Raw genomic sequence first — 26395 nt, forward strand, 5'->3', positions numbered from 1 at the left:
TTGAGAAAAAGTGCGTTCGGCACGATGCCGAACACCTCATGGTGCCCGCCGCGCCCCCTCGATAAACTGGCGTTCATTCTGATCGCGTCCGGGTCAACCTCATGCTCCTACGATGAGGCAAGCCCACGCGCCCGGACCCGGTTATGACCCACACCACCCAGGACGACCAGCAGCTGCGCACCGCCATTCTCGAAGCGGCGCTCGACAGCATCATCACCATTGACGATGCAGGCCGCGTCATCGACTGGAACCCCGCCGCGGCCCGCACGTTCGGGTACGCGCACGACGAGGCCACCGGCCGGCGCCTCTCTGACCTGATCATCCCCGAGCACCTCCGCGGAGCGCACGAACGCGGCATGCGCCGCTACCTTGACACCGGCGAAGCCCGCGTGCTCGGGCGGCGCGTGCACCTCGAAGCGCAGCACCGCGACGGACACATCTTCCCGTGCGAGCTGACCATCCTGCCGATCACCCTCAGCACCGGCCGGTACTTCACCGCGTACCTCCGCGACCTCAGCGAGCAGCGCCGGCAGGAGGAGGCGTTGCAGCAGGCCACGCAGCGCGCCACGCGCCTCAGCGCCGTCATGTCCGCCCTCGCGAGCGTCACCAGCGAAGGCGACGTCGCGCGCGTCATCCTCGAGGAGGGCGCGCCCGCCCTGGACGCCGTTGCCGCGACGGTGTTCATGCGCCGCGCGCACCACCTGGAGCTGCTGCAGTACCAGGGGTCCGCCAGCGACGAGGTGCAGGACCAGTACCGCGAGCTGCCCCTCGACGTGCCCATGCCCGTCGCGCCCGTGATGCGCACCGGCCAGCCGCTCTTCCTGACGCAAGAAGACCTGACGCGCGAGTTCCCCCAGGCGAGCCACGCCCTGAACCTCGCGCACCCCGGCGCGCACGTGGCCGTGTTCCCGCTCACCGCGCAGGACGAGACGCTTGGCGCCCTCACGTTCATTTTCGAGCGGGACCTGCCCAGCAGCGCCGAAGACCGGCAGTTCATGGAGCACCTCGCGCTGCAGTGCGCGCAGGCGCTGCACCGCGTGAACCTGCAGGCGGAGGTGCGCAGCAGCGAGGTGCGCTTCCGGTCCCTGGTGGAAGCGACCACCAGCATCGTCTGGACGCGCGACGCGCGCGGGCACTTCGTGGTGCCGCAACCCCAGTGGGCCGCCGCGACCGGGCAGGACTGGGCGGAGTACCGCGGGCTGGGCTGGCTGGACGCCATCCACCCCGACGACCGCCCGAACGCCGAACGCACCGCCCTTGAGAACGTCGCGCGCGGCGTGAAGTACCAGAACGAGTACCGGCTGCGCCTGCGCAGCGGGCAGTACCGCACCATGGCCGTCACGGCCGTTCCGCTGCTCACGCCCGCCGGCGACGTGCAGGAGTGGGTGGGGTTCCACCGCGACGTCACCGACGAGCGGCAGGCGCAGCAGCGCACGCACGCCCTGTACGCCCTCGCGTCCACGCTCAGCGACGTGAACGCCGCTCCGGACGCCGCCGCCCTGATCCTCCGCCACGCCCTCGCGGGCCTGCACGCCGACGCGGGCGCCGTGTGGACCGTCAGCCCCGACGGGCTGCGCGCCCTCGCCGTCCACGGGTACCCCACCGCGTTGACCGAGCGCCTCCAGCACCTCCCGCTCGACGCGTCCACGCCCGTCGCGGACGCCGTGCACACCCACAGCCTCCAGGCTGGCCCGCTCAGCACCCTGCACGGCCCGGCGGCGGAGGGCGACGACGGGCACCTCGTCGTCGCGCCGCTGCTCGTGAACGGGCACGCCACCGGCGCCCTGATGCTCAGCTTCGCCCGCAGCTGCCCGCTCACCGCCGCGGAGCGCACCTTCCTGGAAGTGTTCGCGCAGCAGGCCGCGCGCGCCTTCGACCAGATCCACGCGTACGAACGCGCCCGCCAGAGCGAGGCGCGCCTCGGCGGCATCATCAGCACCGTCTCGGACGCCATCATCACCACCGACGAGGCCCAGCGCATCCTGCTGTTCAACACAGCCGCCGAACGCATGTTCGGCACCCGCGCCGAAGACGTCCTCGGCGGGTCCCTGGACCGCTTCATGCCCGGCCGGTACCGCGCGCAGCACGCCGGCCACATGCGCCGCTTCGGTGAGACAGGCGTCACCGCGCGCGCCATGCACGAAGCGCGCGGCGCCCTGCCCGCCCTGCGCGCCGACGGGACCGAATTCCTCGTGGAAGCCACCATCTCGCAGGTCGTCATTGACCACCAACGCCTGTTCACAGCCGTGATCCGCGACGTCACCGAGCAGCGCCGCGCCGAGCAGGTCCTGTGGGAAAGCGAGGAGCGCTTCCGCGCGACGTTCAGTCAGGCGGCCGTGGGCCTCGCGCACGTCGGCCTGGACGGCACGTGGCTCAGCGTGAACGACAAGCTCGGCGACCTGCTCGGTTACACCCCAGAGGAACTGCAGCAGCGCACGTTCGCGGACATCACGCACCCCGATGACCTCAACGCCGACCTTGGGTACGTGCACCAGCTCCTCAACGGCCAGCTGCGCACGTACTCCATGCAGAAACGCTACGTCCGCAAGGACGGCCAGAACATCTGGGCGAACCTGACCGTCTCCCTCGTGCGCGACGAGGCCGGCAACCCGAACTACTTCATCTCGGTCGTCGAGGACATCACCGACATCAAGGACGCCGAAGCGCAGCTGCGCGCCGCGCATAACGAACTCGAAGCGCGCGTCGAGGAGCGCACCGCCGCCCTGCAGGACCTCAGCGGGCAGCTGCAGACGCAGGTGCAGGAACTCGAGCACCGCAACGAGGAAACCCGCGTGCTCGGCGAAATGAACGAGATGCTGCAGGCCTGCGTGAGCCTCAACGAGGCCTACCACGTCGTCGGGCACTACGCCGCGCTGCTCTTCCCGGACCACGGCGGGAAGCTGTACGCGTTCGGGCCGTCCCGCAACGTCCTCGAGGAAGCCGCCGCCTGGAACGGCGCGCCGCCCAGCGACACCATCTTCGCGCCGTCGGAATGCTGGGGCCTGCGGCGCGGCCGGACGTTCCTCACCGACGGCGCCCTGCGCTGCCAGCACATTCACGCGCCCACGCCCGCGCTGTGCGTGCCGCTGCTCGCGCAGGGCGAGGCGGTGGGCCTGCTGCACCTCGTCGCGCCCGACGTGGAGCGCTTCACGGCGCGGCAGCAGCGGCTGGCGCAGACCATCGCGGAAAGCGTCGCGCTCGCCATGGTGAACCTGCGCCTGCGCGAGTCGCTGCGGCAGCAGAGCATCCGCGACGCCCTCACGGGCCTGTTCAACCGCCGGTACCTCGAAGAAACCTTCGAGCGGGAGATGCGCCGCGCGCACCGGCACCGCCACCCCATGGGCCTGATCATGCTCGACATCGACCACTTCAAGCGCTTCAACGACACGTACGGGCACGAGGCCGGCGACCTGCTGCTGCGCGCGCTCGGCGAGACACTCAGCGCGAATGTCCGCGGCGAGGACGTCGCGTGCCGCTTCGGCGGCGAGGAGTTCGCGTTGCTGCTGCCTGGCGCGACCATCGAGCAGACCGCCGCCCGCGCCGAACACATCCGGCAGGCCGTCATGCAGCTGCACGTGACCGTGCGCGGGCAGGCGCTCGGGCAGGTCACCGCGTCGTTCGGCGTGGCGGTCTTCCCGCAGTACGGGGAGGCGCTCGCGGACCTCATGCACGCCGCCGACTTCGCGCTCTACCGCGCGAAAAGCGAGGGGCGCAACTGCGTCGTCACGGCCGAGTGAGCGTCAGCCGGTGCAGTCCAGCACGACCACTTCGGGCGGGCACAGGTTCCGCACCGGCACGCCGCTGACGCCCAGGCCGCGACTCACGAACCCGCGCGCCCCGAGGTCCCCCGTCACGAACCCCTGCGCGAACCGCTGACCGAACGCGCTCGGCACGACCGGCGCGCCCACCACCGGGAAGCGCACCTGCCCGCCGTGCGTGTGGCCGCTCACCGTGAGGCCCACCCACGCGGGCACGTCCGGCAGCACGTCCGGGTTGTGGCTCATCAGCAGCGTGCCTCCCGGACGCGCCGCGCCCAGCGCCGCCGCGAGGTCCGGCGCGCCCGTGCGCAGGTCGTCCAGGCCCGCGAGGGTCAGGTCGTCACGGACCCGCACCGCCTCGTTGCGCAGCACGCGCACGCCCGCCCGCGCCAGGTCCGCGCGGAACTCCTCGCGGACCGCCATCCAGTTCGCCCGCTGCGGGTTCACGAACCGCCGCGCCCGCTGCCCGAAACTCGCGTAATCGTGGTTGCCCCACACGCCCCACACGCCCAGCGGCGCGCGCAACCGCGCCAGCTCGGCCAGCAGCGGCGTCGGCGACGACGCGAGGTCCGCGTCCACGAAGTCCCCCAGCACCAGCAGCAGGTCCGGGCGGGCCTGCAGCGCGGCCTCCACCCACCCGCGCACCTGCCCGGCGTGTACGTACGGCCCGTAATGCAGGTCCGTGAGCAGCGCCACCCGCAGGGCCCGCGTGAGGCCCGGCAGGCGCGCCGCGTGCGTGTTCACCTGCAGCGCGTGCGCCTGCGCGACGCCCACGCCCACCCCGCCGAGCGCCAGGGCCGCCCCGCCGGCGAGCGCGCGGCGCAGGAAGGTACGGCGGGACGGTGGGGGCGACATGCCCGCAGGCTAATCCCCCCGGCTGACCGGACCATGAGCGCGCCGCCCGGAGGTTAAGGTGAGCGGCATGACCGCCCCCCTCACCGTCATTCACGCCCGTACCCTCACCCTCAATGACGCCGCCCCGCACGCGGAGGGCGTACTGGTCGGCGCGGGCCGCGTCCTCGCCGTCGGCGCGCGCGAGGACCTGCGGGCGCTCGCGCCGCACGCCGACGTCCTCGACCACCGTGACCTGATCCTCACGCCCGGCCTGTGCGACGCGCACATCCACCTCGTCAGTTACGGCTTCTCGCTCACGCAGGTGGGCCTGCACGGCACCCGCAGCGTGTCGGAGGTGCTGGAACGCGTGGCCGCCCGCACGCGCGACCTCCCGCACGGCGCGTGGGTGCGCGGCGGCGGGTTCCTGCTCAGCGACCTCGGTCTCACGGACTACCCGACCGCCGAGGTGCTGGACGCCGTGAGCCCACACCACCCGGTCATGCTGTACTCCCGCGACCTGCACATGGCGTGGGCGAACAGCCTCGCGCTGCGTCTCGCGGGCGTGCACGAGGGCACGCCCGACCCGCAGGGGGGCCGCATGGTCCGCCCGCTCGGCAGCCTGCTGGAAAACGCCACCGACCTCGTCGCGCGCGTCATTCCCGAGCCGAGCTGGGCGGAAACCCTCAGTGCCGCGCGCGCGGGCGCCGCGGACCTCGCGGCGCGCGGCTTCGTGAGCGCGCACACCATGGCGTTCGAGCCGGCCACCGCGCCGCGCGCTCTGGCGGACCTCGCGGCGCGCGGGGAGCTGCCACTGCGCGTGTGGTCGTGCCTGCCGCACGAGCGCCTGTCCCTGGCGCGCGAGCTGGGCGTGGGGCCGGGATCGGGCGGGCAGTTCAGTTTCGGCGGCGTCAAGTTCTTCGCGGACGGCGCGCTCGGCAGCCGCACCGCGTGGCTGCACGCGCCCGGCTTTGCGGACGGCAGCGGCGAAGGCATCCCCCTCGACGACCCTCAGCTCATCCGCGAGCTGGGCCGCGAGGCGCTGGCGCTCGGCTTCATTCCGGTGACGCACGCCATCGGGGACCGCGCGAACACCGAACTCCTGAATGCGTACGACGACCTGCGGGACGCCGCGCGCGCCCGCGGGCTGCGTCTGCGCGTGGAGCACGCGCAGCACGTGCGGCCCGAGGACCTGCCGCGCTTCCGGGGCCTCACGGTGAGCGCGCAGCCCGTGCACCTGCTGGGCGACGGCCCCGGCATTCGCACGCTCCTGCCGCACCTGGAGGCGGGCAGTTACGCGTTCCGGAGCCTGCAGGCGGCGGGGGCACTGCTCGCGTTCGGCAGTGACGCGCCGGTCGCTGCGCCGGACGTGCCCGGCTCGTGGCGGGCGGCGACGACGCGCGTGGACGATGCGGGCGTGCCGGTCGCGCCCGCCGAGGCGCTGGGTGACGAGGACGTGCTGCGCGCCTTCACGCGCGGGCCGGCCGAGGCGGTCGGGTGGGCGGACGAGGGCGTCATCCGGCCGGGCGCGCGGGCGGCGTTCACGCTGTGGGACCGTCTGGGTGGGGAGGCGCGCGCCCTGGTGCTCTGAACGGCCCGCCGCCTGCCTCACAGCGGGGCTTCTCAGGAGGGTCCCACGTCTCTCACCCTAACGCCTGTTGCATTGCTTCCTGCATATGCAAGGCATACTGGGGGGGTGGACTGGGCAGCGCTGATAACGACAATGAACAAAACCTTCCTGACGATGCTGGTCGTCATGGACCCCGTGGGCCTCGCCCCGATCTTCATCGGGCTGGCCGGGACCCGCCCCAGCTTCGAGCGGCGCGCCATCGCACTGAAAGCCGTCGTGGTCGCGAGCATCATCGTGACGATGTTCGCGCTGTTCGGCAAAGCGGTGCTGGAACACCTCGGCATCACCCTCGATGCGTTCCGCGTGGCCGGCGGCGTGCTGCTGTTCCTGATCGCGCTCGACATGGTGTTCGCGCGGACGAGCGGCAGCAAGGAAACGCCCGACGAGGAACGCGAAGCGCACGAACGCGAGGACATCAGCGTGTTCCCCATCGCGATTCCGCTGATCGCCGGGCCCGGAACGCTCGCGAGCGCCATGATCCTCGCGGGCGACGCGCACGGCAACCCGCTGCTGCTCGGCAGCGTCATTGCCGTGACGTTCGGCGTGCTGGCACTGTGCTACCTGTCGCTGCGGCTGTCCGGGCAGATCGCCAAGGTGATCGGCGTGACCGGCGTGCACGTCGTCACGCGCGTGCTGGGGGTGCTGCTCGCGGCGCTCGCGGTGCAGTACATCGCGGACGGCGCGCTCGGCTTCTTCGCCAAACCGCTGTAAGGGACGCGGGGGCAGGGCTGCGGGATACCGACCCCGCGGCCCTGCCCTCACTCAGTGCTTTGGCCCAAGGAACGCTAAGCGCTCCGGCGGAACAATCGCTTGACGTGAACTCGTTAAAATAGTGCGTGTGAGCGGGAAATTCAATTCTATTGACGCGCCGGAGGACATGGTGGCGCGCGGCGTCCTGAACCTGAACGCCCCGCGCGTGCTGGTGTTGAATGCCTCCTACGAGCCTTTGCAGGTCACCAGTGCGAAACGCGCGATCACGCTGGTGCAGTACGGCGTGGCGGAAGTGCTGGAGAACAGCGCGGACATGGTGCGCTCGCCCAGTACGGTGATGCCGGTGCCGAGTGTCGTGCGGCTGCGGCGGTATGTGCGGCGGCCCCGCGCGCACCCTGTTCCTTTCAACCGGCGCAATGTATTGCGCCGTGATTTTTACACCTGTCAGTACTGCGGTGCGCGCGAGGAACTGACCATCGACCACGTGCACCCGCGCTCCAAGGGCGGGCGGCACACCTGGGAGAACGTCGTGACGGCGTGCCGTCCGTGCAACCAGCGCAAGGGCAGCCACGCGCCGGAGGACGTGGGCCTGAGCCTGCGCAGCAAACCGCGCGCGCCCACGTTCGGGTTGTACGCGTACGGGCAGTTCGCGGCGTACCGCGAGGACTGGCGCAAGTACCTGTTCGAGTAAGCGGGGCAGGGGAGAGAACGGAGGGCATAGCCCTCCGTTCTTCTGATGGTGGGTGGGGAATCATCTCTGTTCGACTCACTAAACTCATAATCTAAAAAATGATTATGAGAGCAGGAGATGTGATGACCGACCCCACCCGCCCCCGCAAACGCACCTTCGGCGTCTACATCGGCCGCTTCGAACCGCCACACGCCGCGCACCTCGCCGTCATGCTCGAAGCGCTCGACACCGTCCAGAAACTCATCATCGTCATCGGCAGCGCCCGCAGCGCCCGCAGCACCAAAAACCCCTTCACCGCCGACGAACGACAGGCCATCATCACCCGCATGCTCCAGGACGCCGGCATCCCCCGCGCCCGCATCCTGTTCGTCACCGTCCGCGACTACTTCTACAACGAAAGTCTGTGGCTCAGCGAAGTGCAGCGCGGCGTGGAAAAACACGTGCGCGGCAGCACCGACATCGCCCTGATCGGCCACATCAAAGACGACAGCTCGTACTACCTCCGCTCCTTCCCCGCCTGGGAATTCCTGCCCACCCGCATCGAAAGCCCCCTCAACGCCACCGACGTCCGCAAAGCCCTGTTCGAGGACCGCGTCGACGACATGCAACCCATGACGCCCCCCGCCGTCCACGACGCCCTCCTTGCCTTCCGCGCCACCCCCGAATTCGCCGTACTTCAGGCTGAATACGCCTACCTCAAGGACTACCGCGCCGCCTGGGCGCACAGCCCCTTCCCGCCCGTCTTCGTCACCACCGACGCCGTGGTCATCCGCAGCGGCCACGTCCTCCTCGTCCGCCGCGCCGGCCAACCCGGCTTCGGCCGACTCGCCATGCCCGGCGCATTCCTCGACGCCCGCCGCAGCCTCCTCGACTCTTGCGTCCGCCAAGTCCACGCCGAAACCGGCCTGCCCGACACCCTCGACCTCGCCTCGCGCCTGCGCAGCACCAAAGTCTTCGACTACCCCGACCGCAGCCTGCGCGGCCGCACCGTCACGCACGCCCACCACTTCGACCTCGGCATCGGCCAGCTCCCCACCCTGCACGACAGCGACGCCGGCAACGCCCTGTGGATGCCGCTCGGCGAAGCCCTCAACGCCCCCGAACTGTTCTTCGAGGACCACCACGCCATCATCGAACACTTCGTCATGAAAGGCTGAGGACGCACACCATGACCACCCCTGAGCAGGTTCGCGGCGTACTGTACGGCAGCGCCTATGGCGACGCCCTCGCCGCCCCCGTCGAATTCGAACGCGACGTGCACCGCATCCGCGCCCAGTACGCCGACACCCTCGACCTCCCCGCCGAGGCGCGCGTCACCGACGACACCCAGATGATGCTCGCCGTCGCCCGCGCCCTCCTGCACGCCCCCACCCTGACGCCCAGTGCCCTGGAGCCGCACCTGCGCGCCGAATTCATCGCCTGGCGGCACGACCCTCAGAACAACCGCGCGCCCGGCATCACCTGCCTCACCGCCTGCAGCCACCTCGAACGCGGCGGCCCCTGGCAGGCCGCCACCGTCCCCGGCAGCAAAGGCTGCGGCGCCAACATGCGCGTGCAAAGCGTCGCCCTCCTCAACGCCGACCCCGACACGCGCGCCGGCATCGCCATGCTCCAGGCCGCCCTCACGCACGGGCACCCCACCGCCCTCGCCGCCAGCGACCTCACGCAGCACGCCCTCTACACCACCCTGCACGGCACCGCCCCCCGCGACCTGCCCGACGCCCTCCTCCAGTACGCCACCGAACGCCGCCACCACTACCCCCACGCGTGGCTCGGTGACCTCTGGACACACACGCACGACCCCTCACCCGACGCGTACATCACGCGCGGCTGGGCCGAGTGCGAACGCGTCCTCACGCACCTGCGCGCCGCCGCCCCCCGCCCCCTCTCCCCCCACCTCGACCCCTGCGACCTCACCGGCGAAGGCTGGATCGCCGAAGAAGCCCTCGCCACCGCCGCCCTCTGCTACGCCAGCGCCAACGGCGACCCGCACGACACCCTCACCCGCGCCCGCGCCACCCGCGGCGACAGCGACAGCATCGCCTGCATCGCCGGTGCCCTCCTCGGCGCCCACCACGGCCACGCCGCATTCCCCCCCGACTGGGCCGACCGCATCGAATACCGTGACGAACTGACCACCCTCAGCGACCAGTACGCTGCCCTCCACACCTAACCCCGAAAGGACCCCCGCCATGCCCCAGCGCCTCAGCGACCACAACGTCATCCTCGACACCGACAGCTACAAATCCAGCCACTTCCTGCAGTACCCCCACGGCACCACCCGCCTGCACTCCTACCTCGAATCCCGCGGCGGCAAATACCCCGCCACCCGCTTCTTCGGCCTGCAGTACATCCTGCGCCGCACCCTCACCCAACGCATCACCCAGGACATGGTCGACGAAGCCCGCACGCTCATCGAAGCGCACGGCGAACCCTTCCCGTACGAAGGCTGGATGCGCATCGTCAACCACCACGGTGGCCGCCTCCCCCTCCACGTCCGCGCCGTCCCCGAAGGCACCCTCGTGCCCGTCCGCAACGCCCTCATGACCGTCACCAACACCGACCCCGAACTGCCCTGGCTCGTCGGCTGGTTCGAAACGGCCCTCATGCGCGTCTGGTACCCCACCACCGTCGCCACCCAAAGCTACTACCTGCGCGAAATCATCCGCGCCGCCCTCGAACAGACCAGCGACCACGCCGAACGCGAACTCCCCTTCAAACTCCACGACTTCGGCTCACGTGGCGTCAGCAGCCGCGAAAGCGCCGGCATCGGCGGCCTCGCGCACCTCGTGAACTTCATGGGCACCGACACCCTCGAAGCCCTCCGCGTCGCCCGCAACGACTACGGCGCCGACATCGCCGGCTACAGCATCCCCGCCGCCGAACACAGCACCATCACCAGCTGGGGCAAAGACCACGAAGTCGACGCCTACCGCAACATCCTGAAGCACTTCGCGAAACCCGGCGGCATCGTCGCCGTCGTCAGCGACAGCTACGACCTCAAAAACGCCCTCGTGAACCACTGGGGCGAAACGCTCCGCCAGCAGATCATCGACAGCGGCGCCACCGTCGTCATCCGCCCCGACAGCGGCAACCCCGCCGCCATGGTCCGCATGACCATCAACGCCCTCGCCAGCAAATTCGGCACCGACACCAACACCAAAGGCTTCAAGATCCTCCGCAACGTCCGCGTCATCCAGGGCGACGGCGTCGACGAAGACAGCATCCGCGAAATCATCCAGACCCTCATCGTCGACGGCTTCAGCACCGAAAACATCGCCTTCGGCATGGGCGGCGCGCTCCTCCAGAAAGTCGACCGCGACACGCAGAAATTCGCGTACAAAGCCAGCGCCGCCATCATCGACGGCCACTACCAACCCATCTACAAGGACCCCGTCACCGACCCCGGCAAACGCAGCAAGGACGGCGTCCTCGACCTCGCCCTCGAAGACGGCCGCATGATCACGAAACAGTACCGCGACTTCGACGTCCCCTTCGAAGGCACCCTCATGCGCGACGTCTTCCGCGACGGCGAACTGCTCATCGAAGACACCCTCGACGACATCCGGGCGCGCGCGTGAACCCGCGGACGTTCAGGTGCACCTTGAATTCGCGCACTTCAGCGACGCGGTCAGCTGGCATACGCAGAGGAGCCGGGACGACCTATGACCCGCGATGACCGCTGGCTCGACACGCTGTTCCCAAAGGACACCGAACGCACCGCACCCTGGCCGCCCGTGGGAGAGACCGTAACGCTCTACCGGCCCGTCGGGGAGCAGGAGCTGACGCTGATCGCCGACACCGACTTCCGCGCGTTCCCGCCGCGCCTGCCGGACCAGCCGATCTTCTACCCGGTCCTGAACTTCCCGTACGCCGAGGAGATCGCCCGGGACTGGAACGCCCGACATAACACCCCGCCCGTCGGGTACGTCACCGCGTTCGAGGTGGACGCCCGCGTGGCGACGGGCTACGCCATTCAGATCGTGGGCCGCGAGGACCGGCATCAGGAACTCTGGGTGCCCGCCGAGGAACTCGGCGCCTTCAACGCCGCCATTCGCGGGCCGATTCGCGTGCTCGCGCATCACGTGGGCGAGCAGTACGAGGGCCACATCGACCCCGATACCCACCTGCCGGAACCCCTGAGGAGGACACCTCAATGACGGTGCTTGGCCTGAATCTTCCCTCCTGGCTGCTGGACGTGTCCGGCGCGCTGTGCGTCCTGGTGTCGCTGCTGTACCTGTTCGGGAAGCGCGCCGCGTACTGGCACTGGTCGAACGCGAGCCTGCTGCCGTACTTCCTGCTGTTTCTGAGCGGAGGGCAGTGGATGCTCGCAGGACTGCAGGTGACGTACCTGATTTTCGGGCTGCACGGGCTGTACCTGTGGCACCTGGAGGCCCGCCGGGACCGTGGGGAGGTGCGCTTCAACGAGCCAGTGTGGTACGGCGTGACGTGGGTGGCGAGCCTCGCGGTGTTCGGGTACACGGTCGCGGTGACGGATTTCAGTGCGGCGTGGAACTGGGTGCAGTTCGCGTCGGTGAGTCTGGCGCTGGTGGCGAACTTCGCGACGACGCGGAAGTGGGCGTGGTCATGGCCGGTGTGGGTCGTCGTGAACGCCGTCAGCGCCGTGTACTACTGGCATTCGGCGTACTGGGCGCTGTTCGCGTTGCAGTTCGTGCTGGCGGGTCTGAGCGTGTACGGCTGGGGCGTGTGGCGGCGCGAGGAGCGCGCGCGCCTGGCGCCCGCGCCGGTGCAGGGGTGAGCGCGTGACCGGCCGGTACGCGCACGGGCTGGTGATCGGGAAGTTCGCGCCGCTGCACCGGGGGCATCAGCTCCTGATCGAGCGGGCCCTCGCGGTGTGCGACCGCGTGAGCGTGTGGGTGTACGCCCGCCCGGACTTCCCGGGCATGCCGAGCCCCGTGCGGCGCGGCTGGGTACGGGACCTGTACCCCGCGCACGCGTTCCCGCACCTTCAGCTGCTGCCGGACGCAGCGAACCCGCCGCTCGACGCTTCGCCGGACGACGTGCACCGCGCGTACGTGCGGCGCGTGCTCGGCGACTGGGGTGTGCAGCCGGACGTGGTGTTCACGAGCGAAGCGTACGGCGAGCCGCTCGCGCGTGAACTCGGGTGCGCGCACGAGAGCGTGGACCCGGCGCGGCGGGCCGTGCCGATCAGCGGGACGCAGCTGCGCGCGGACGTGCACGCGCACCGGGCGTTCCTGGACCCGCGGGTGTACGCGCATTTCGTGCGGCGGGTGGTGCTGGTGGGCGCGGAAAGCACCGGGAAGAGCACGCTGACGCGTGCGCTCGCGGAGGCGCTGGGCACGACGTGGGTGCGGGAGTACGGCCGGGACGTGTACGAACGCGAGGATGGACGCCTGACGCCCGAGCACTTCCTGGAGATCGCGCTCGGGCACCGCGCGCTGGAGGACGAGTCGGCGCGCGCGCCGGGCGTGCACCGCTGGGTGATCGTGGACACGAATGCGGCGACGACGCTGATGTGGTCGTACCTGCTGACGCGCACGGCCCTGCCGGAACTGCACGCCCTCGCGGACGCGTGCCGCGAGCGGTACGCGCACACGTTCCTGTGCGCGGAGGACCTGCCGCACGAACAGGACGGCTGGCGGGCGAACACGAGCGTGCGGGACGTGATGCAGGCGTTTATCCTGCAGGACCTCGGGACGCGCGGCACGCCGTTCACGGAGGTGCGCGGCGACGTGACGGCGCGCGTGGCGCAGGCGGGCCGGGTGCTGGGCGCTGCTAGCGCGCGCCCCTGATGGCGTCTTCTAGGGCGTCCACGATGTCGCGCACGGGGAGGCTCCACACGCCCGCGTCGCCGTCGTCGAACGCGGCGCGCCACTCGTCGTACACGTTCTGGAAGTCCCCGGTGGGGGCGTCGTCGCGGAGGTTGAAGGTGACGCTGCTCTCCAGGGCGCGGGCACTCAGGGGCAGGAAGGGCACGTCCGTCTGCACGCCGCCGGGCGTGTAGGGGTTGCGGAGGTTCAGGCCGTCCAGGCGGATGTGGACGAGCGTGCCGAGGCGCGGGTGGACGTCCACCCGCAGGACTGTGAGGGTCGCGCCGCGGTCCTGCGGTCGGGCGCGGTACGCCCACACCTGTCCGGCCTGGAATCGGGTGTTCGGTTTGATCATGGTGGTGCGGGTGGAGGGCTTGGGGGCAGCCTCGGCGGGCCAGGCGCTCAGGCTGGCGGCGAGCGCGGCAGACGCGACGAGGATCAGCGGGGGTGGACGCAGCACCGCTCGATTGTAGGAACCCCCCGGGGCGTTCCGGGGCGAACTTGCGGGTCTTCAGGCGCGCGGGCCGAAATCGATCTCGAAGAACAGGAAGCCGTCCTGCCCGCTGGGCGCGCCCACGTACCCCATGCGCTCGTACGCGGGGCTCGCGGAGTGCGTGTTCGCGTACCACTCGACGTACCGCACGGGCCGCGCGCGTGCCCAGCCTTCTACGGCGCGCATCAGGGCGCGGCCCACGCCGCGCTGCCGCGCGTCCGGGAGGGTGTAGAGGTCGTGCAGGTACGCTTTGCGGTGCGCGTCGCCACTGCGCAGGTGCTGGCCGTGGTCGTGCGCAGCGGCGTACCCAAGCAGGCGCGCCCCCTCGAACGCCCCGAGCAGCCCCCAGTCGCTGCGCGCGCAGAACGACGGGTAGCGGGCCGCGAGGGCGGCCTCGTTCTCCACGAACCCCATGTCGAGCAGCATCGGGCGTACCTGCACCCAGTCGGCAGGAGTGAGCGGACGGACTTCGAACGTCATGCCTCGGAGCGTATCGGGGCGAGGCGCCCGTCACATCGGCCAAACTGCGCAGGGCGCCCGCGTGGGCCACGCGCGGAACTGGCCAACACGTGGTCGGCCGGCCTGGCGCCCTCGCGGGCCACGGCCAGCAGCGCGCGGCGGTCCGAGCTGCTCCGGCACGAAGCCTCACCTCACGACGGCGGAAGCACACTCCTGGAGTGCTCCGCGCACGGGCCTCAGCGGTCGTCGGGCAGCAGCACCGTCCGCTCGGGCAGCACCCGCAATCGCAGGGTGTTCCCTACGCCTGCGGCCTCCCGCGCACTCAGGTCCAGCGTCAACGCACCCACGGGGGCGTCCACCGTGAGCGTCTCGCCCGTGTCGGTCCGCACGCGCGCGCGGACCGGCGCCGCGTCCCCGTCGCCCAGCTGCAAGGCGTCCTCCGGCACCAGCCGCACCTGCCCGCCAGTCTCGGGCAGCAGGTTCCGGTGCCCCAGGAACGCCGCCGCCCACGCGGTCGCGGGCCGCGCGAACACGTCTGCGGCCACGCCGGACTGCACCACGCGGCCCGCCCGCATCAACGCCACATCATCCGCGACCGCGAGCGCCTCACGCTGATCGTGCGTGACCAGCAGGGCCGTCACGCCCGCCGTGCGGAACAGGGACCGCAGGTCTTCGCGCAACCTGTGCCGCAACTGCTCATCCAGATTGCTGAGCGGCTCGTCGAGCAGCAGCACCCCTGGGCGCGGCGCGAGCGCCCGGGCGAGCGCCACGCGCTGCTGCTGCCCGCCGGACAGTTCCGTCACGCGCCGCCCCGCGAGGTCCGCGAGGCCCACCAGCGCGAGCGCGTCCCGCGCCTGCCGCTCCGCTTCCGCCCGGCGAGCGCCGCGCGCGCGCGGGCCGTACGCCACATTCCCCAGCACGCTCAGGTGCGGGAACAGCGCGTAATCCTGAAACACCAGACCCAGGTGCCGCGCTTCCGGCGGGAGCGTCGTGACGTCCCGCTCGCCGAGCCGCACGCGCCCGGCGTCCGGGCGTTCCAGGCCCGCGATCAGGCGCAGCGCCGTGCTCTTCCCGCAACCGCTCGGGCCGAGCAGCGCCAGCGTCCGCCCGGCGGGCACGAGCAGGCTCACGTCGTTCGCCGCGAGCGTCGCCCCGTACGCCTTGCGGAGGTCATTGGTCTGTAAAGGGATGGAGGTCATGTGATTTCGCCTTTTCCGCCGTCGAGCGCCGTGAACGCAGCGAGAGCGAGGAGCATCAGGAGGGTGGCGAGCGCGCACGCCTCGCCGAGGTTCTGCGCGCCGGGCCGCCCGAGCCGTTCGTACATGGCGGTGCTGAGCGTCGCCCATTCCGGGCGGGTCAGGACGAGGGTGGCGGCGAACTCCCCGAGGACCGTGGCGAGCGCGAGCGCGCCGCCGCCCCGCAGCGCCGGCAGCACGAGGGGGAGCGTGACGGTGCCCCACGCGCGCAGGGGTGAGCTGCCGAGCGTCCGCGCCGCCTCCGTGAGGCGTGGCGGCACGGCCCGTAGGGCGGGCAGCAGGCTGCGCGTCACGAGGGGCGCTGCGAGCAGGGTGTAGGCGGCGATCAGGAGCGGCAGTTCCGCGCGGAGCGTGGGGTACAGCAGCAGGTACCCGACGGCGAGGCTGATGGGGGACACCATGAGCGGCAGCAGCGACAGGAGGTCGAGGGTGCGGGACCGTGCGAGCCACGCGCCGAGCGCGTGCGTGCCGCCCACAGTGAGCGCGCCGAGCAGCGTGAGGCCCGCGAAACGCAGGGTGTTGCCGAGCAGCAGCGTGAGCGGCGGGTCGGCGTCCGGCGCGATCAGGCCCGCCCAGAACGCCCCCGTGAGGCCGTCCGTGCCGCGGACGCTGCCGAACGTGACGGCCAGCAGCGGCGCGAAGCAGATGAAGGCCACCAGCGCCAGCAGCGTGTACAGCAGCGCGGCCGTTCCGCGGCGGGCGCGCGGCAGGGCCCGGGTGGCCTGCACGGCCCCGCTGGTGCGGGCGAGCCAGAGGTACGCGCCCGTGGCGAGCAGCGTGATGAGCAGCTGCCCGCCGACGAGCGCGCCCGCTTCGGACAGGCGCAGTTCGTACGCCGTGAGGGTGTAGATCTCGACCTCCAGCGTCGCGTACCGCTCGCCGCCCAGCACGAGCGGCAAGCCGAAACTCAGGGCGCTGTACAGGAACACCAGCGTCGCGCCCGCCAGGATGCCGGGCAGCGCGAGCGGGGCCGCCACCGTCCACGCGGCGCGCGCGCCGCTCGCGCCGAGCGTCCGCGCGGCGTTCAGGGCGTTCGCGGGCACGCGCGCGAACGCGGCGTACGCGAGGCGAATCATGACGGGCAGGTTGAAGAACAGGTTGCCGAGCACGATGAGTCCGGGCGTGTCGCTGAGGTCCACGCCCAGCAGGCCATGCGGGCCGAGCAGCGCGAGCAGCCCGAGCGCCGCCACGAGCGTCGGCGTGACGAACGGCAGCAGCAGCGCCCGCAGGAACGTCGCCTTGCCCGGCACGGCGTACCGGGAGAGCAGGTACGCGAGGGGCGTGCCGATGGTGACGGCGAGCGCGCTCGTGCCGAGCGCCTGCGCGAGCGTGAACGCGAGCCGCTCCCGGAAGTACGGGTCCGCCCACACGCCCACACTGACGCCGCCCTCGCGCAGCACCCGCACGAGCGGCAACGCCAGGAACGCCAGCAGGAACGCGAGCGCCGGGGCGGCCACCAGCCACCCCAGCGCCCGGCGTGGGCCGCTCACGTTCGCCTCAGCGGGCGCGCAGGACCTGCGTCACCCACGCGTCCACCAACGCCTGCGGGTTCTGCAGCAGGTTCGCCTTCACGGGGGTCACGTCCGGCTTCTGCGCGTACTTCCAGACGTCGGCGAGTTTCACACCGCTCACGGCCGGGTACACCCACATGCGCGTCGGGAAGTCCGCCTGCACACCGCCGGACAGCATGAAGTCCACGAACTGCCGCGCGAGGGCGCGCTGCTTCGTGCCTTTCAGGACGCCCACGCCTTCCAGCTGCAGGAACGTGCTGCCGGGCAGCAGCAGGTTCGCGGTGGGGCTGGCCGTGAGGGGCTTCTCGCTGTACGCGACTTCCGCGGCGGGGCTGCTGGCGTAGCTCAGCACGATGGGGTACTTGCCGCCGTTACGGCTGAAGTCCTTGTAGTACGCGTCGGACCAGCCACGCGTGACGCGCAGGCCGTTCGCGCGCGCCTCACGCCACCACTGCATCGCGCGGTCCTGCCCGAGGTGGTTCACGGTCGACAGCAGGAACGCCAGGCCGGTGGAGCTGGTCGCGGGGGACTCCACGACCGTCAGGCGCGCGTACTCGGGCTTCGCGAGGTCCTCCAGGGATTTCGGGAGTGCCAGCTTGTTCTGCTCGAAGTACGCCTTGTCGTAGTTCAGGGCCACGTACCCGTAATCCACGGTGTTCAGCAGGCCCGCGTCGTCCAGGCGGAACTGGGCGGGCACCTTCGCGAGCGCCGGGGACTTGTACGCTTCCAGCAGGCCGGCGCTGCGCGCGCGCGGCAGCAGGCTGTTGTCCAGGCCATACACGACGTCCGCGAGGGGCGCGCCGCGCGTCAGGATCAGTTTATTCAGCAGTTCGCCGGCGTCGCCGCCCTTAATGAAGCGGACCTTGCTGCCGGTGCGCGCCTCGAACGCCGCGACCAGTTTCTTGTCGACGTCGAAGCTGTCGTGCGTGATGACCGTCAGGGTTGCGGCCTGCGCTGCGCCGGCCATCAGGGCCACGGAAACCAGAATGTTACGCATAAGAAAACCCCCTCCGCGTCAGGGAAGGGGAGAGTCGAGCCGACGCCCGCGCCGCGCCGCTCGGGCGCGGCCTGTCACTCTCCCTCCGCCGGTATGAGCCGGATCAGGTTCCTGGGGACTCTCTCAGACCCGCCGTTGCGGCGGGCCACCCCCGGTGACGCCAGCGCCACTATAGCGCCAAAATGAGGGCGTGCAGCTGCTCGCGTGGACAGTCGTGACGCGCGCCGGACGCGTCCTGCTGGGACAGCGCGCGCCGGGCCGCCTGCACGCGGGCCTGTGGGGCCTGCCGGGCGGCCGGGTCGAACCCGGCGAGGCCCTCGCAGACGCCGCCGCGCGCGAACTGCACGAGGAGACTGGCCTGCTCGCCCGGCCGGACGCGCTCGCGCCCCTGGGCGTCACGCACTACCGCACGCCCGAGGGGCGCGGCCTCAGCTTCTTCTTCCTGGCGGAGGACCTGCCGGGCACGCCCCGCGCGCTGGACGCCACCACCGCCGTGACCTGGGCGGACCCGGACAGCCTCCCCGGCGCTGTGCTGCCGTGGCTGCCGCGCGCCCTGCGCGTCCACTGGCGTGAACGCCGCCCCCTCGACGAAACCCTGTAAGCCGGCACTCAGGTCCGCACGCCCGCTCCCGCCGAGCACGCTACGCTCAGCTCATGACGGACACCCTCGTGATCGGCGCGGGCCTCGCGGGTCTCACCGCCGCACGCGCCCTTCAGCGCGCCGGGCGCCACGTGCGCGTTCTGGACGCCGCCGAACACCCCGGCGGTCGCCTGCACACGCACACCGACGACGGCTTCACGTACGACGCGGGCTTCCAGGTGCTGTTCACCGCGTACCCCGCCGTGCGCCGCCACCTGAACCTCCACGCCCTCGACCTGATCGCCCTGCCGCCCGGCGCGGAACTCCGCCGGGGCGCGCACGCCGAGGTGCTCGGCGACCCCATCCGCGACCGCGCCGCCCTCACCCGCACCGTGCTGGCGCGCAGCGTCCCCCTGGCGGACAAACTGCGCGTCGCGCACCTGGCCGCCGACCTGCGCCGGGGCCCCGCGCACGCGCTCCTGCGCGGCCCGGACGAGCGCACCGACGCGTTCCTCCGCGCGCGCGGCTTCAGTGACCGCGCGCTCGACGCGTTCTTCCGCCCGTTCTTCGGCGGCATCTTCCTGAACCGCGAGCTGACCACCAGCGCCCGGCTGTTCCGCTACTACTTCCGCATGCTCATGGACGGCCAGGCGGCCATCCCGCGGCGCGGCATGCGCGAGATTCCCCGTCAGCTCGCGCGCGGCCTGCACGTCATGTGCCGCGTGCAGGTCCACAGCCTCCACCCGCACGCGGGCGGCGTGACCGTCCTCACGAACGCCGGCGACCTTGAAGCGCGCAACGTCATCGTCGCGGCCGACCCGCCGGAAATCGCGCGCCTGACCCGTGAGCGCGTGCACCTCGGCAGCGTCCCCGCCACGTACCTGTACTACGCGGCACCGGACGCGCCCACAGCGCAGCCCCGCCTGATCCTGAACACCGCGCCCGGCCTCATCAACAACGCGCACTGGACCAGCCACGCCCTGCCGGGCCGCGCGCCTGGCGGGCAGCACCTCCTGACCGTCACGGTGCTCGGCCATCCCGACCTGCACGACGACGCCCTTGACGCCGGCGTGCGCGAGGAACTCCGCGGGTGGTACGGCCCGGGCGTGCACGCCTGGCGGACGCTCCGCGTGGAGCGCCTCGCGCACGCGCAGTACCCGCAGCCGCCCGAGTACGCCGCCACGCTGCCCGGGCACGGCACGGCCCTGCCGGGCGTGCTGATCGCCTCGGAGGTCACCAGCATGAGCAGCATTCAGGGCGCCATGGAGAGCGGCGAGAAGGCCGCCGCGATCCTCCTGAACGACGCCGCCGGCATGAGCCGCCCGAGGGGCGCGTGACCGCCGCCCTCGACCACCTCGTGGTGGCGGCGCGCACCCTGCCGGAGGGCGTGGCCTGGCTCGAAGGGCGTCTGGGTGTGCCCCTGCAGCCCGGCGGGGAGCACCCGCTGTTCGGCACGCACAACGCCCTATTGACCCTGGGCGGCGGCGCGTACCTGGAGGTCATCGCCGTGAACCCGGACGCGCCCGCCCCGGCCCGCCCCCGCTGGTTCGCCCTGGACACACCGGACCTGCGGGCGCGTCTCGCGGAGCGCCCGCGCCTGATTCACTGGGTCGCGCAGGTGCCCCAACTGCAGCCCGAGTGGGCCAGCCTGCACGGCGACCCGCTCGCCCTCGCGCGCGGAACGCTCACCTGGACGCTCACAGTGCCGCCGGACGGGCGCCTGCCGCTGGGCGGCGTCCTCCCGAGCCTGATCGCCTGGGCCGGCGCGCACCCCACCGACCGCCTGCCGGACGCCGGCGTGCGCCTTGAGGCGCTCACGCTCACCAGCCCGGACGCGGAAGCCCTGCGCGCGCACCTGGGCGCCCTGGGCCTCGGGGCGGCCGCGACCATTCAGGCGGGCCGCGCACCCGCCCTCACGGCCACGCTCCGCACGCCCGCCGGGACGGTCACGCTGGACTGAGGGGTTGCGCCGCCGCCCACGCGAGCGCCCCGCGCATCGTGTCCAGCGGCTGCGCGCCACTCAGCGCGTACTGCGCGCGCAGCACGTAGAACGGCACGCCCTGCACGCCCGAACGCGCCGCGAGTCCCTGGCTGGCGTCCACCTCCGCCCCGTACGCGTTCCCGGCGAGCACCGTGCGGACGTCCGCCTCGTCCACGCCGACCTCCACGGCGAGGCGCGCGAGCACGTCGGCGCTCCCCACATCAGCACCCTCCTCGAAGTGCGCGCGCATCAGGCGCATGGCCGCCGCGACGCCCACGCCGCGGTCCTGCGCGAGCAGAATCACGCGGTGCGCGTCGCGGGTGTTCGCGGCCTTCCCGATGGCGTCCCAGTTGAAGCACACATCGTCCGTGCACGCGTACTGCGTCACGTGGTCGAACGCCGCCTGCGCGCCAGCGTCACCGCCGAACTTCTGCGCGCGGAACACCGCCCAGTCCACGCCCTCCCGGGGTAGGTCCGGCTGCAGCTGAAACGGCCGCCACGTGACCTGCAGCGGCCGCTCCGCCGCGAGTTTCGTGAGGCGCTCCAGGCCGATGTAGCAAAACGGGCACGCGATATCCGCGAAGACGTCCACGGTGAGGGGCGCGGTGGCAGGGTCGGTCGTCATGCGCTCAAGGTACGGCGCGCGGGGCGGGCGGTTCATGGCCCGCCCCGCAATTGCCGGCGCGCCTCAGAACACGACGGTCTTGTTGCCGTGCACGAGCACGCGGTCCTCCACGTGCGCTTTCACGGCCCGCGCGAGCACCTGGCGTTCCACGTCGCGGCCCAGGCGCATGAGCGTCTCGGGCGTTTCGCGGTGCGTGACGCGCGCGACGTCCTGCTCGATGATCGGCCCGGCGTCCAGTTCCTCCGTGACGTAGTGCGCGGTCGCCCCGACCAGTTTCACGCCGCGCGTCCACGCGGCGCGGTACGGGTTCGCGCCGATGAACGCCGGCAGGAACGAGTGGTGGATGTTGATGACCGGCACGCCCACACCACGCAGGAAGTCGCCGCTGAGAATCTGCATGTACCGCGCGAGCACCACGAAGTCGCAGCGGTCCCGGAGCAGCGCGATCTGCTCCGCTTCCGCCTCGGCCTTGTTCGCTTTCGTGACCGGAATGACGTGGTACGGAATGCCGAACCCTTCCGCGTCGCGGCGCAGGTCCTCGTGGTTGCTGATGATCATGGGGATGTCCACGTCCAGCTCGCCGCGCCGGTGACGCCACAGCAGGTCCAGGAAGCAGTGGTCGTATTTGCTCACCAGGATCGCCATGCGTTTGGGTTCGGTGTTGTACCACACGTGCCAGTCCATGCCGAACGGCGTGGCGACGACGTCCTGAAAGGCCCGCTCGAACGGGCCGCGCGCGAGGTCGAGGCCTTCCAGGTGGAACTCCATGCGCATGAAGAACGTCCCGCCGCTGGGGTCGGTGCTGTGCTGGTCGCTGTGGATGATGTTCGCGCCGTGGTTGTGCAGGAACTGCGACACCGCCGCGACGATGCCCTTGCGGTCTGCGCACGAGATGGTGAGGCGGGCGGTGTTGCTGCGCTGCGGGGCGGCCAGGTCGGTGGGCGTGGGGGTGACCGTCATAATTCGCCCAGGATACGGGAGTGCCCTGGGCCGTGCAGGCAAACCTCCAGATGACCGCAGGGGGGGATTTAAGGATTCATGCAGGCACCCACCAGGGGAAGTCCGCTATGGTACGGGCCTTCCATGTCAGGGCTGTGTCAGGTCCAGGAGGGCCAGCACCATGAGTGACGCCACCATGCAGCGGGCACCCACCCACGCGGACCGCGCGGCCGTGCCGCTCGCGCGGCGCCTGCTCGCGGAGAGCCTGGGCACGGCGCTGCTCACGCTCGGCGGCGTCGGCGCCGGCGCGCTCGTGCGCGCGGGGCTGCTGCCGGACGTCGTCGCGCACACCCTGCCGCCCGCGCTGATCGTGCTGGGCGTCATCTACACCTTCGGGGACGTGTCGGGCGCGCACATCAACCCGGCGGTGACGCTCGCGTTCGCGGCGCGCGGCAGCTTCCCGTGGAGGCGCGTCCTGCCGTACTGGGCAGCGCAGCTGCTCGGCGCGGTCCTCGCGGCGCTCACGTTGCGCGCCGTGTGGACGCTGCCGCACGAAACGGAACGCGTCCCGCCGGTCGGGGCGCTGCTGCTGGACGGCGGGGCCGCGCTGTGGCTGGCGCTCGTGATCGTCGGCACCGCGAAACGCACCGGGAAGCTCGGCCCGAACGTCGGCATTCCGGTGGCGTGCACGGTGGGCCTGTGCCACTTCCTGACGAACGCCGTATCGGCCGTCGCCATGAACCCCGCGCGCAGCCTCGGCCCGGCCCTCGTGAGCGGCGACGCGGCGCGCGCGTGGCCGCACGTGCTCGGACCGCTGCTGGGCATGCTCGTCGGTGTCGCGCTCACCTGGGCGCTGCGCGGCGGCATGAACGACGACGAACGCAAAGCCGCGCGCGGGGACGGGCAGGCCGTGGACGACGCGGACGCCTGAGGGTGGGCGGGCGCGCAGCGGGGAGGTATGCTCACGCCGATGATCTACAACCCTGAGAAGCACGCCGACCTGCTGGTCGACTACTGCGTGTACGTGAAGCCCGGCGAGCGCATCCTCGTGCACGGCAGCACCCTGGCATTGCCGCTGCTGGAGGCCCTGCACCGCGCGCTGCTCACCCGCGGCGCCCGGCCCGTGTTGCGCCTGGAGTACCCGGAGCAGGCGGACGACTTCGTGCGGCTCGCGTCCGACGAGGTGCTGGACGCCGTGCACGCCGCGGACCTCGCGGACATGGAAGCCATCGACGGCAGCATCCGCGTGCTCGCCGCGCGCGCCCTCGCGTCCGACGTGGACCCCGCGCGCCGCAGCCGCCTGATGAAGGCCGCCGCGCCCCTCGCGGGCGCCCGCAGCCGCCGCAAGTGGACCCTCACGCAGTACCCGGCCCTCGCGGACGCGCAGGCGGCCGGCATGAGCGAGGAGGAATACGCGGCGTTCGTGGCGCGCGCCATGTTCCTCGACCACGCGGACCCGGTCGCGCAGTGGGCGGAGGTCCGCGCAATGCAGGCACGCCTGATCGAGCGCCTCACCGTCGCCGACGAGGTGCGCATCGTCGGGCCCGGCACGGACCTGCGCCTGAGCGTGCGCGGACGCACCTGGGCGAACAGCGACGGGAAGCGCAACATGCCGAGCGGCGAGGTGTTCACCGGTCCTCTTGAGGACAGCGCGCAGGGCGTCATCACCTTCGACCTGCCCACCGTGTTCCAGGGCGCGCGCGTGCGCGGCATCCGCCTGGAATTCCGCGACGGCAAGGTCGTGGACGCCACCGCCGAGGAAGGCGAGGCGGCGCTGCTCGCGGCGCTCGACACCGACGAGGGCGCACGCTTCCTGGGGGAACTGGGCATCGGCACGAACTTCGGCATTCAGGTGCCCACGCAGAACATCCTCTTCGACGAGAAGATCGGCGGCACCGTGCACCTCGCCGTCGGCAAGAGCTACCCCGAAACCGGGGGCGTGAACGCGTCCGCGCTGCACTGGGACATGATCTGCGACCTGCGCAGCGGCGGGCAGATCCTGCTGGACGGCGAGGTCTTCCAGGAGAACGGCCGCTTCGTGCAGTGACGCTCAGGCGGCGGCGCGGCGCGCGTCCGCCGCCTGAACGGACGGCAGCGTGAGCGTGAACTCCGCGCCGCCGTCCGGGTGGTTACGCGCCGTCACGTGCCCGCCGTGCAGCGCCGTGATGGCCTGCACGATGGCGAGCCCCAGGCCGCTCCCGCCGGTCGCGCGGTCCCGCGCGCCGTGCACGCGGTAGAACCGGTCGAACAGGCGCGGCGCGGCGTCCTCCGGGAAGCCGGCGCCGCTGTCCCGCACCGCGAACGTCACGGCGTCCGCCTCGGCGCGAACGCTGAGCTGCACGACGCCCGCGTCCGGCGTGTGCCGCAGGGCATTGTCGAGGAGGTTCCCGAGCGCCTGCGCGAGCCGGTCCCGGTCCGCGTGCAGCGGCGCGGGACCGGTCGGCAGGTGCGTGCGCAGCATCTGCGTGCGCGCGTGCGCGCGACTCTCGAACGACCGCGCGACGTGCGCGACGAGGTCCCGCGCGTCGAACGTCGTGCGGTCCAGGGACAGCTGGTGCGCCTCCGCGAGCGACAGCGTCCGCAGGTCCCCCACCAGACGCGTGAGCAGCTCCACCTGCTGCGACAGCACGCCGATCTCGCCGGGCGTCATGGGCAGCACGCCGTCCGCGAGCGCGTCGAGGCGCGCCTGCATCACCGCGAGCGGCGTGCGCAGCTCATGCGCGATGTCGGCGATCATGTTGCGCCGCTCCCCTTCGAGGCGCTCCAGCGCGTCCGCCATGCCGTTGAAGTTCCGGGTGAGCGCCAGCACCTCCAGGCTGCTGGGCTGCTCGGGCGCGCGCACGCTCAGGTCCCCGTGCGCGACGCGCCGCGCCGCCGCGCTGACCCCCTCGATGGGCCGCGCGATCCGCCGCGCGAGCAGCCCCCCCAGCAGCACCGCGAGCGTCCCGGAAATCAGCGCCGCGCCCGTGAGGGAGTTCGTCAGCTGATTCTGGAAGCGCGGGCCGCTCGGCGTGGGCCGCGGCCGCAGGGGCGGCTCGCCGTAGCGGCGACGCATGGCCTGCTCATACGAGCGGTTGCGGAGGTCCTCGGCGCGGCGCTGCGCGTTACGCGCCTCGAACTGCGCGCGCAGCTCCGGCGGGAGCTGCTCGAACTGCCGCCGCACGCTGTACGCACTCAGCGCCACCATGCTCACCGCCATGACAACCACCGTGAGCAGCATGGCGCTGATCAGGTTCACGGACAAGCGCCCCCACAGGCGCGTGACGCCCCGCACGACCCGCGGGAGGCCCCGCCGGACGGCGCTCATGTCTCCGCCAGGCGGTAACCGACGCCGCGCACCGTGTGCAGCAGGCCGGGCGCGCCGTTCGCTTCGAGCTTGCGGCGCACGCTGGTGAGGTGCGCGTCCACGACGCGTTCCATCGCGTCACTGTCCGGCAGGGCCCCTTCCAGCAGTTCCTCGCGCGTGAACGCCCGCCCGGGCGCGCTCGCGAGGTGCGCGAGCAGCCGGAACTCCGCGGGCGTGAGCGACAGCGGCGCGCCGTGCACGCGGACGCTCACGGCGCGCGTGTCCACCTCGAGCGCCCCCACCCGCGTGGGGGCACTGAGCGGTTCCAGCGCCTCCTGCGTGCGGCGCAGCACCGCGCGCACGCGCGCCATCACCTCGCGCGGGCGGAACGGCTTCACGACGTAATCGTCCGCGCCGAGCTCCAGCCCGACCACCTGATCGGTCTCCTCGGCGCGGGCGGTCACGAGGATCACGCCGGTGCGGCCCTCCGCACGGACGCTGCGCAGCACGTCCAGGCCGCTGCGGCCCGGCAGCATCAGGTCCAGCAGGATCAGGTCCGGGCGGGCCGCGTGGAACAGGGTCATGGCGGTGTTCCCGTCGGCGGCGCGTTCGGTGCGGAACCCCTCCTGGCGGGCGTACGCTTCCAGGATCTCCGCGAGATGCGGTTCGTCCTCGACAATCAGGATCAGGGCACTCATGTCTCTCAGGCTAACGGGACCCTGCAAAGGTTTCTTGAACCTGCCCTGCGGAGCCGCGCGGCCCCACGACAACCGCTGACTGCGCGGAAGGGTGTGCTGGACGGCGTCGGCGCGTCTTCGACAAATCTTCACATAGGCTTCGCGGGGCCTTGATGCC

At 71.7% G+C, this 26395-nt stretch carries 25 protein-coding genes and 1 riboswitch; of the genes, 15 read left to right on the top strand and 10 right to left on the bottom strand.

Annotation, left to right across the window (positions count from 1 at the left end; genetic code table 11):
• Positions 1-143: 143 nt before the first annotated feature.
• Positions 144-3737 carry a PAS domain S-box protein gene (locus tag DEIMA_RS16790; RefSeq protein ID WP_013556032.1) on the top strand — a complete coding sequence of 1198 codons (3594 nt, stop codon included), beginning with the start codon at positions 144-146 and terminating at the stop codon, positions 3735-3737.
• Positions 3738-3740: 3 nt separating this feature from the next.
• On the opposite strand, the gene DEIMA_RS04440 is transcribed toward DEIMA_RS16790, so the two are convergent.
• Positions 3741-4613: a metallophosphoesterase gene (locus DEIMA_RS04440; RefSeq protein WP_013556033.1), complete on the bottom strand. Its 873-nt coding sequence runs from the start codon at positions 4611-4613 to the stop codon at positions 3741-3743.
• Between the two features lie 67 nt (positions 4614-4680).
• Between DEIMA_RS04440 and DEIMA_RS04445 the strand changes: the two genes are divergently transcribed.
• From DEIMA_RS04445 to DEIMA_RS04485, 9 genes are all read left to right on the top strand, one after another.
• Positions 4681-6180 (top strand): amidohydrolase, encoded by a 1500-nt coding sequence (locus tag DEIMA_RS04445; RefSeq protein WP_043816456.1) that lies wholly within the window; start codon positions 4681-4683, stop codon positions 6178-6180.
• A 132-nt stretch (positions 6181-6312) separates the two neighbouring features.
• Entirely contained in the window at positions 6313-6930 is a 618-nt protein-coding gene (locus tag DEIMA_RS04450; protein WP_013556035.1) for a MarC family protein, read from the top strand.
• A 166-nt stretch (positions 6931-7096) separates the two neighbouring features.
• A complete protein-coding gene (locus DEIMA_RS04455) occupies positions 7097-7621 on the top strand; it encodes an HNH endonuclease (protein ID WP_043817078.1) in 525 nt (174 codons plus the stop codon).
• Positions 7622-7743: 122 nt separating this feature from the next.
• Entirely contained in the window at positions 7744-8778 is a 1035-nt protein-coding gene (locus DEIMA_RS04460) for a bifunctional nicotinamide-nucleotide adenylyltransferase/Nudix hydroxylase (protein ID WP_013556037.1), read from the top strand.
• 11 nt (positions 8779-8789) lie between these two features.
• A complete protein-coding gene (locus DEIMA_RS04465; RefSeq protein ID WP_013556038.1) occupies positions 8790-9794 on the top strand; it encodes an ADP-ribosylglycohydrolase family protein in 1005 nt (334 codons plus the stop codon).
• A gap of 19 nt (positions 9795-9813) precedes the next feature.
• Positions 9814-11202 carry a nicotinate phosphoribosyltransferase gene (locus DEIMA_RS04470; RefSeq protein ID WP_013556039.1) on the top strand — a complete coding sequence of 463 codons (1389 nt, stop codon included), beginning with the start codon at positions 9814-9816 and terminating at the stop codon, positions 11200-11202.
• Positions 11203-11286: 84 nt separating this feature from the next.
• On the top strand, positions 11287-11781 hold the full coding sequence (locus tag DEIMA_RS04475) for a hypothetical protein (protein WP_013556040.1): 495 nt from the start codon (positions 11287-11289) through the stop codon (positions 11779-11781).
• The gene (locus DEIMA_RS04480; RefSeq protein WP_013556041.1) at positions 11778-12380 is read left to right on the top strand and encodes a nicotinamide mononucleotide transporter family protein; all 603 of its coding nucleotides are present in this window, start codon (positions 11778-11780) and stop codon (positions 12378-12380) included. The genes DEIMA_RS04475 and DEIMA_RS04480 overlap by 4 nt, the downstream gene beginning before the upstream one ends.
• Before the next feature lie 4 nt (positions 12381-12384).
• A complete protein-coding gene (locus DEIMA_RS04485; protein ID WP_013556042.1) occupies positions 12385-13395 on the top strand; it encodes an AAA family ATPase in 1011 nt (336 codons plus the stop codon).
• Here the strand turns inward: DEIMA_RS04485 and DEIMA_RS04490 are convergent.
• From DEIMA_RS04490 to DEIMA_RS04510, 5 genes are all read right to left on the bottom strand, one after another.
• Positions 13379-13873 (bottom strand): hypothetical protein, encoded by a 495-nt coding sequence (locus tag DEIMA_RS04490; protein ID WP_013556043.1) that lies wholly within the window; start codon positions 13871-13873, stop codon positions 13379-13381. The two genes, DEIMA_RS04485 and DEIMA_RS04490, sit on opposite strands and share 17 nt — an antisense overlap.
• A gap of 51 nt (positions 13874-13924) precedes the next feature.
• The gene (locus DEIMA_RS04495; RefSeq protein ID WP_013556044.1) at positions 13925-14386 is read right to left on the bottom strand and encodes a GNAT family N-acetyltransferase; all 462 of its coding nucleotides are present in this window, start codon (positions 14384-14386) and stop codon (positions 13925-13927) included.
• A 215-nt stretch (positions 14387-14601) separates the two neighbouring features.
• Positions 14602-15564: an ABC transporter ATP-binding protein gene (locus DEIMA_RS04500; protein WP_013556045.1), complete on the bottom strand. Its 963-nt coding sequence runs from the start codon at positions 15562-15564 to the stop codon at positions 14602-14604.
• The gene (locus DEIMA_RS04505; protein WP_013556046.1) at positions 15561-17111 is read right to left on the bottom strand and encodes an ABC transporter permease; all 1551 of its coding nucleotides are present in this window, start codon (positions 17109-17111) and stop codon (positions 15561-15563) included. The genes DEIMA_RS04500 and DEIMA_RS04505 overlap by 4 nt, the downstream gene beginning before the upstream one ends.
• Before the next feature lie 7 nt (positions 17112-17118).
• Positions 17119-18129, bottom strand: coding sequence for a thiamine ABC transporter substrate-binding protein (locus DEIMA_RS04510; protein WP_013556047.1), 1011 nt, complete (start codon positions 18127-18129; stop codon positions 17119-17121).
• 62 nt (positions 18130-18191) lie between these two features.
• Positions 18192-18292, bottom strand: a riboswitch (TPP riboswitch).
• A 27-nt stretch (positions 18293-18319) separates the two neighbouring features.
• Between DEIMA_RS04510 and DEIMA_RS04515 the strand changes: the two genes are divergently transcribed.
• Genes DEIMA_RS04515 through DEIMA_RS04525 form a run of 3 tightly spaced genes read left to right on the top strand, consistent with a single transcriptional unit; the run spans position 18320 to position 20669 of the window.
• Positions 18320-18730: an NUDIX hydrolase gene (locus DEIMA_RS04515; protein ID WP_013556048.1), complete on the top strand. Its 411-nt coding sequence runs from the start codon at positions 18320-18322 to the stop codon at positions 18728-18730.
• Between the two features lie 53 nt (positions 18731-18783).
• Positions 18784-20046 carry an NAD(P)/FAD-dependent oxidoreductase gene (locus tag DEIMA_RS04520; RefSeq protein ID WP_013556049.1) on the top strand — a complete coding sequence of 421 codons (1263 nt, stop codon included), beginning with the start codon at positions 18784-18786 and terminating at the stop codon, positions 20044-20046.
• On the top strand, positions 20043-20669 hold the full coding sequence (locus DEIMA_RS04525; protein ID WP_013556050.1) for a VOC family protein: 627 nt from the start codon (positions 20043-20045) through the stop codon (positions 20667-20669). Before DEIMA_RS04520 ends, DEIMA_RS04525 begins: the two co-directional genes overlap by 4 nt.
• Here DEIMA_RS04525 and DEIMA_RS04530 read toward each other — a convergent pair.
• Positions 20656-21315, bottom strand: a complete 660-nt coding sequence (locus tag DEIMA_RS04530; protein WP_043816457.1) for a DsbA family oxidoreductase — start codon at positions 21313-21315, stop codon at positions 20656-20658. The two genes, DEIMA_RS04525 and DEIMA_RS04530, sit on opposite strands and share 14 nt — an antisense overlap.
• 63 nt (positions 21316-21378) lie before the next feature.
• Positions 21379-22275: a formyltetrahydrofolate deformylase gene (purU, locus tag DEIMA_RS04535; protein WP_013556052.1), complete on the bottom strand. Its 897-nt coding sequence runs from the start codon at positions 22273-22275 to the stop codon at positions 21379-21381.
• A gap of 160 nt (positions 22276-22435) precedes the next feature.
• Between purU and DEIMA_RS04540 the strand changes: the two genes are divergently transcribed.
• Both DEIMA_RS04540 and DEIMA_RS04545 read left to right on the top strand, forming a co-directional pair.
• Positions 22436-23185, top strand: a complete 750-nt coding sequence (locus tag DEIMA_RS04540) for an MIP/aquaporin family protein (RefSeq protein WP_013556053.1) — start codon at positions 22436-22438, stop codon at positions 23183-23185.
• Between the two features lie 39 nt (positions 23186-23224).
• The gene (locus tag DEIMA_RS04545; protein WP_148234903.1) at positions 23225-24301 is read left to right on the top strand and encodes an aminopeptidase; all 1077 of its coding nucleotides are present in this window, start codon (positions 23225-23227) and stop codon (positions 24299-24301) included.
• A gap of 3 nt (positions 24302-24304) precedes the next feature.
• Here the strand turns inward: DEIMA_RS04545 and DEIMA_RS04550 are convergent, their stop codons facing one another.
• Both DEIMA_RS04550 and DEIMA_RS04555 read right to left on the bottom strand, forming a co-directional pair.
• Positions 24305-25561, bottom strand: a complete 1257-nt coding sequence (locus DEIMA_RS04550; RefSeq protein WP_013556055.1) for a sensor histidine kinase — start codon at positions 25559-25561, stop codon at positions 24305-24307.
• A complete protein-coding gene (locus tag DEIMA_RS04555) occupies positions 25558-26238 on the bottom strand; it encodes a response regulator transcription factor (RefSeq protein WP_013556056.1) in 681 nt (226 codons plus the stop codon). The genes DEIMA_RS04550 and DEIMA_RS04555 overlap by 4 nt, the downstream gene beginning before the upstream one ends.
• Between the last annotated feature and the right edge of the window lie 157 nt (positions 26239-26395).

The organism is Deinococcus maricopensis DSM 21211 (assembly GCF_000186385.1).
Taxonomy (GTDB): domain Bacteria; phylum Deinococcota; class Deinococci; order Deinococcales; family Deinococcaceae; genus Deinococcus_B; species Deinococcus_B maricopensis.

Bases quoted from the DNA above. Each gene is read 5' to 3' on its own strand.
- DEIMA_RS16790 (WP_013556032.1), top strand. From the start codon at position 144: ATGACCCACACCACCCAGGACGACCAGCAGCTGCGCACCGCCATTCTC.
- DEIMA_RS04440 (WP_013556033.1), bottom strand. From the start codon at position 4,613: ATGTCGCCCCCACCGTCCCGCCGTACCTTCCTGCGCCGCGCGCTCGCC.
- DEIMA_RS04445 (WP_043816456.1), top strand. From the start codon at position 4,681: ATGACCGCCCCCCTCACCGTCATTCACGCCCGTACCCTCACCCTCAAT.
- DEIMA_RS04450 (WP_013556035.1), top strand. From the start codon at position 6,313: ATGAACAAAACCTTCCTGACGATGCTGGTCGTCATGGACCCCGTGGGC.
- DEIMA_RS04455 (WP_043817078.1), top strand. From the start codon at position 7,097: ATGGTGGCGCGCGGCGTCCTGAACCTGAACGCCCCGCGCGTGCTGGTG.
- DEIMA_RS04460 (WP_013556037.1), top strand. From the start codon at position 7,744: ATGACCGACCCCACCCGCCCCCGCAAACGCACCTTCGGCGTCTACATC.
- DEIMA_RS04465 (WP_013556038.1), top strand. From the start codon at position 8,790: ATGACCACCCCTGAGCAGGTTCGCGGCGTACTGTACGGCAGCGCCTAT.
- DEIMA_RS04470 (WP_013556039.1), top strand. From the start codon at position 9,814: ATGCCCCAGCGCCTCAGCGACCACAACGTCATCCTCGACACCGACAGC.
- DEIMA_RS04475 (WP_013556040.1), top strand. From the start codon at position 11,287: ATGACCCGCGATGACCGCTGGCTCGACACGCTGTTCCCAAAGGACACC.
- DEIMA_RS04480 (WP_013556041.1), top strand. From the start codon at position 11,778: ATGACGGTGCTTGGCCTGAATCTTCCCTCCTGGCTGCTGGACGTGTCC.
- DEIMA_RS04495 (WP_013556044.1), bottom strand. From the start codon at position 14,386: ATGACGTTCGAAGTCCGTCCGCTCACTCCTGCCGACTGGGTGCAGGTA.
- DEIMA_RS04500 (WP_013556045.1), bottom strand. From the start codon at position 15,564: ATGACCTCCATCCCTTTACAGACCAATGACCTCCGCAAGGCGTACGGG.
- DEIMA_RS04510 (WP_013556047.1), bottom strand. From the start codon at position 18,129: ATGCGTAACATTCTGGTTTCCGTGGCCCTGATGGCCGGCGCAGCGCAG.
- DEIMA_RS04520 (WP_013556049.1), top strand. From the start codon at position 18,784: ATGACGGACACCCTCGTGATCGGCGCGGGCCTCGCGGGTCTCACCGCC.
- DEIMA_RS04530 (WP_043816457.1), bottom strand. From the start codon at position 21,315: ATGACGACCGACCCTGCCACCGCGCCCCTCACCGTGGACGTCTTCGCG.
- purU (WP_013556052.1), bottom strand. From the start codon at position 22,275: ATGACGGTCACCCCCACGCCCACCGACCTGGCCGCCCCGCAGCGCAGC.
- DEIMA_RS04540 (WP_013556053.1), top strand. From the start codon at position 22,436: ATGAGTGACGCCACCATGCAGCGGGCACCCACCCACGCGGACCGCGCG.
- DEIMA_RS04545 (WP_148234903.1), top strand. From the start codon at position 23,225: ATGATCTACAACCCTGAGAAGCACGCCGACCTGCTGGTCGACTACTGC.
- DEIMA_RS04550 (WP_013556055.1), bottom strand. From the start codon at position 25,561: ATGAGCGCCGTCCGGCGGGGCCTCCCGCGGGTCGTGCGGGGCGTCACG.
- DEIMA_RS04555 (WP_013556056.1), bottom strand. From the start codon at position 26,238: ATGAGTGCCCTGATCCTGATTGTCGAGGACGAACCGCATCTCGCGGAG.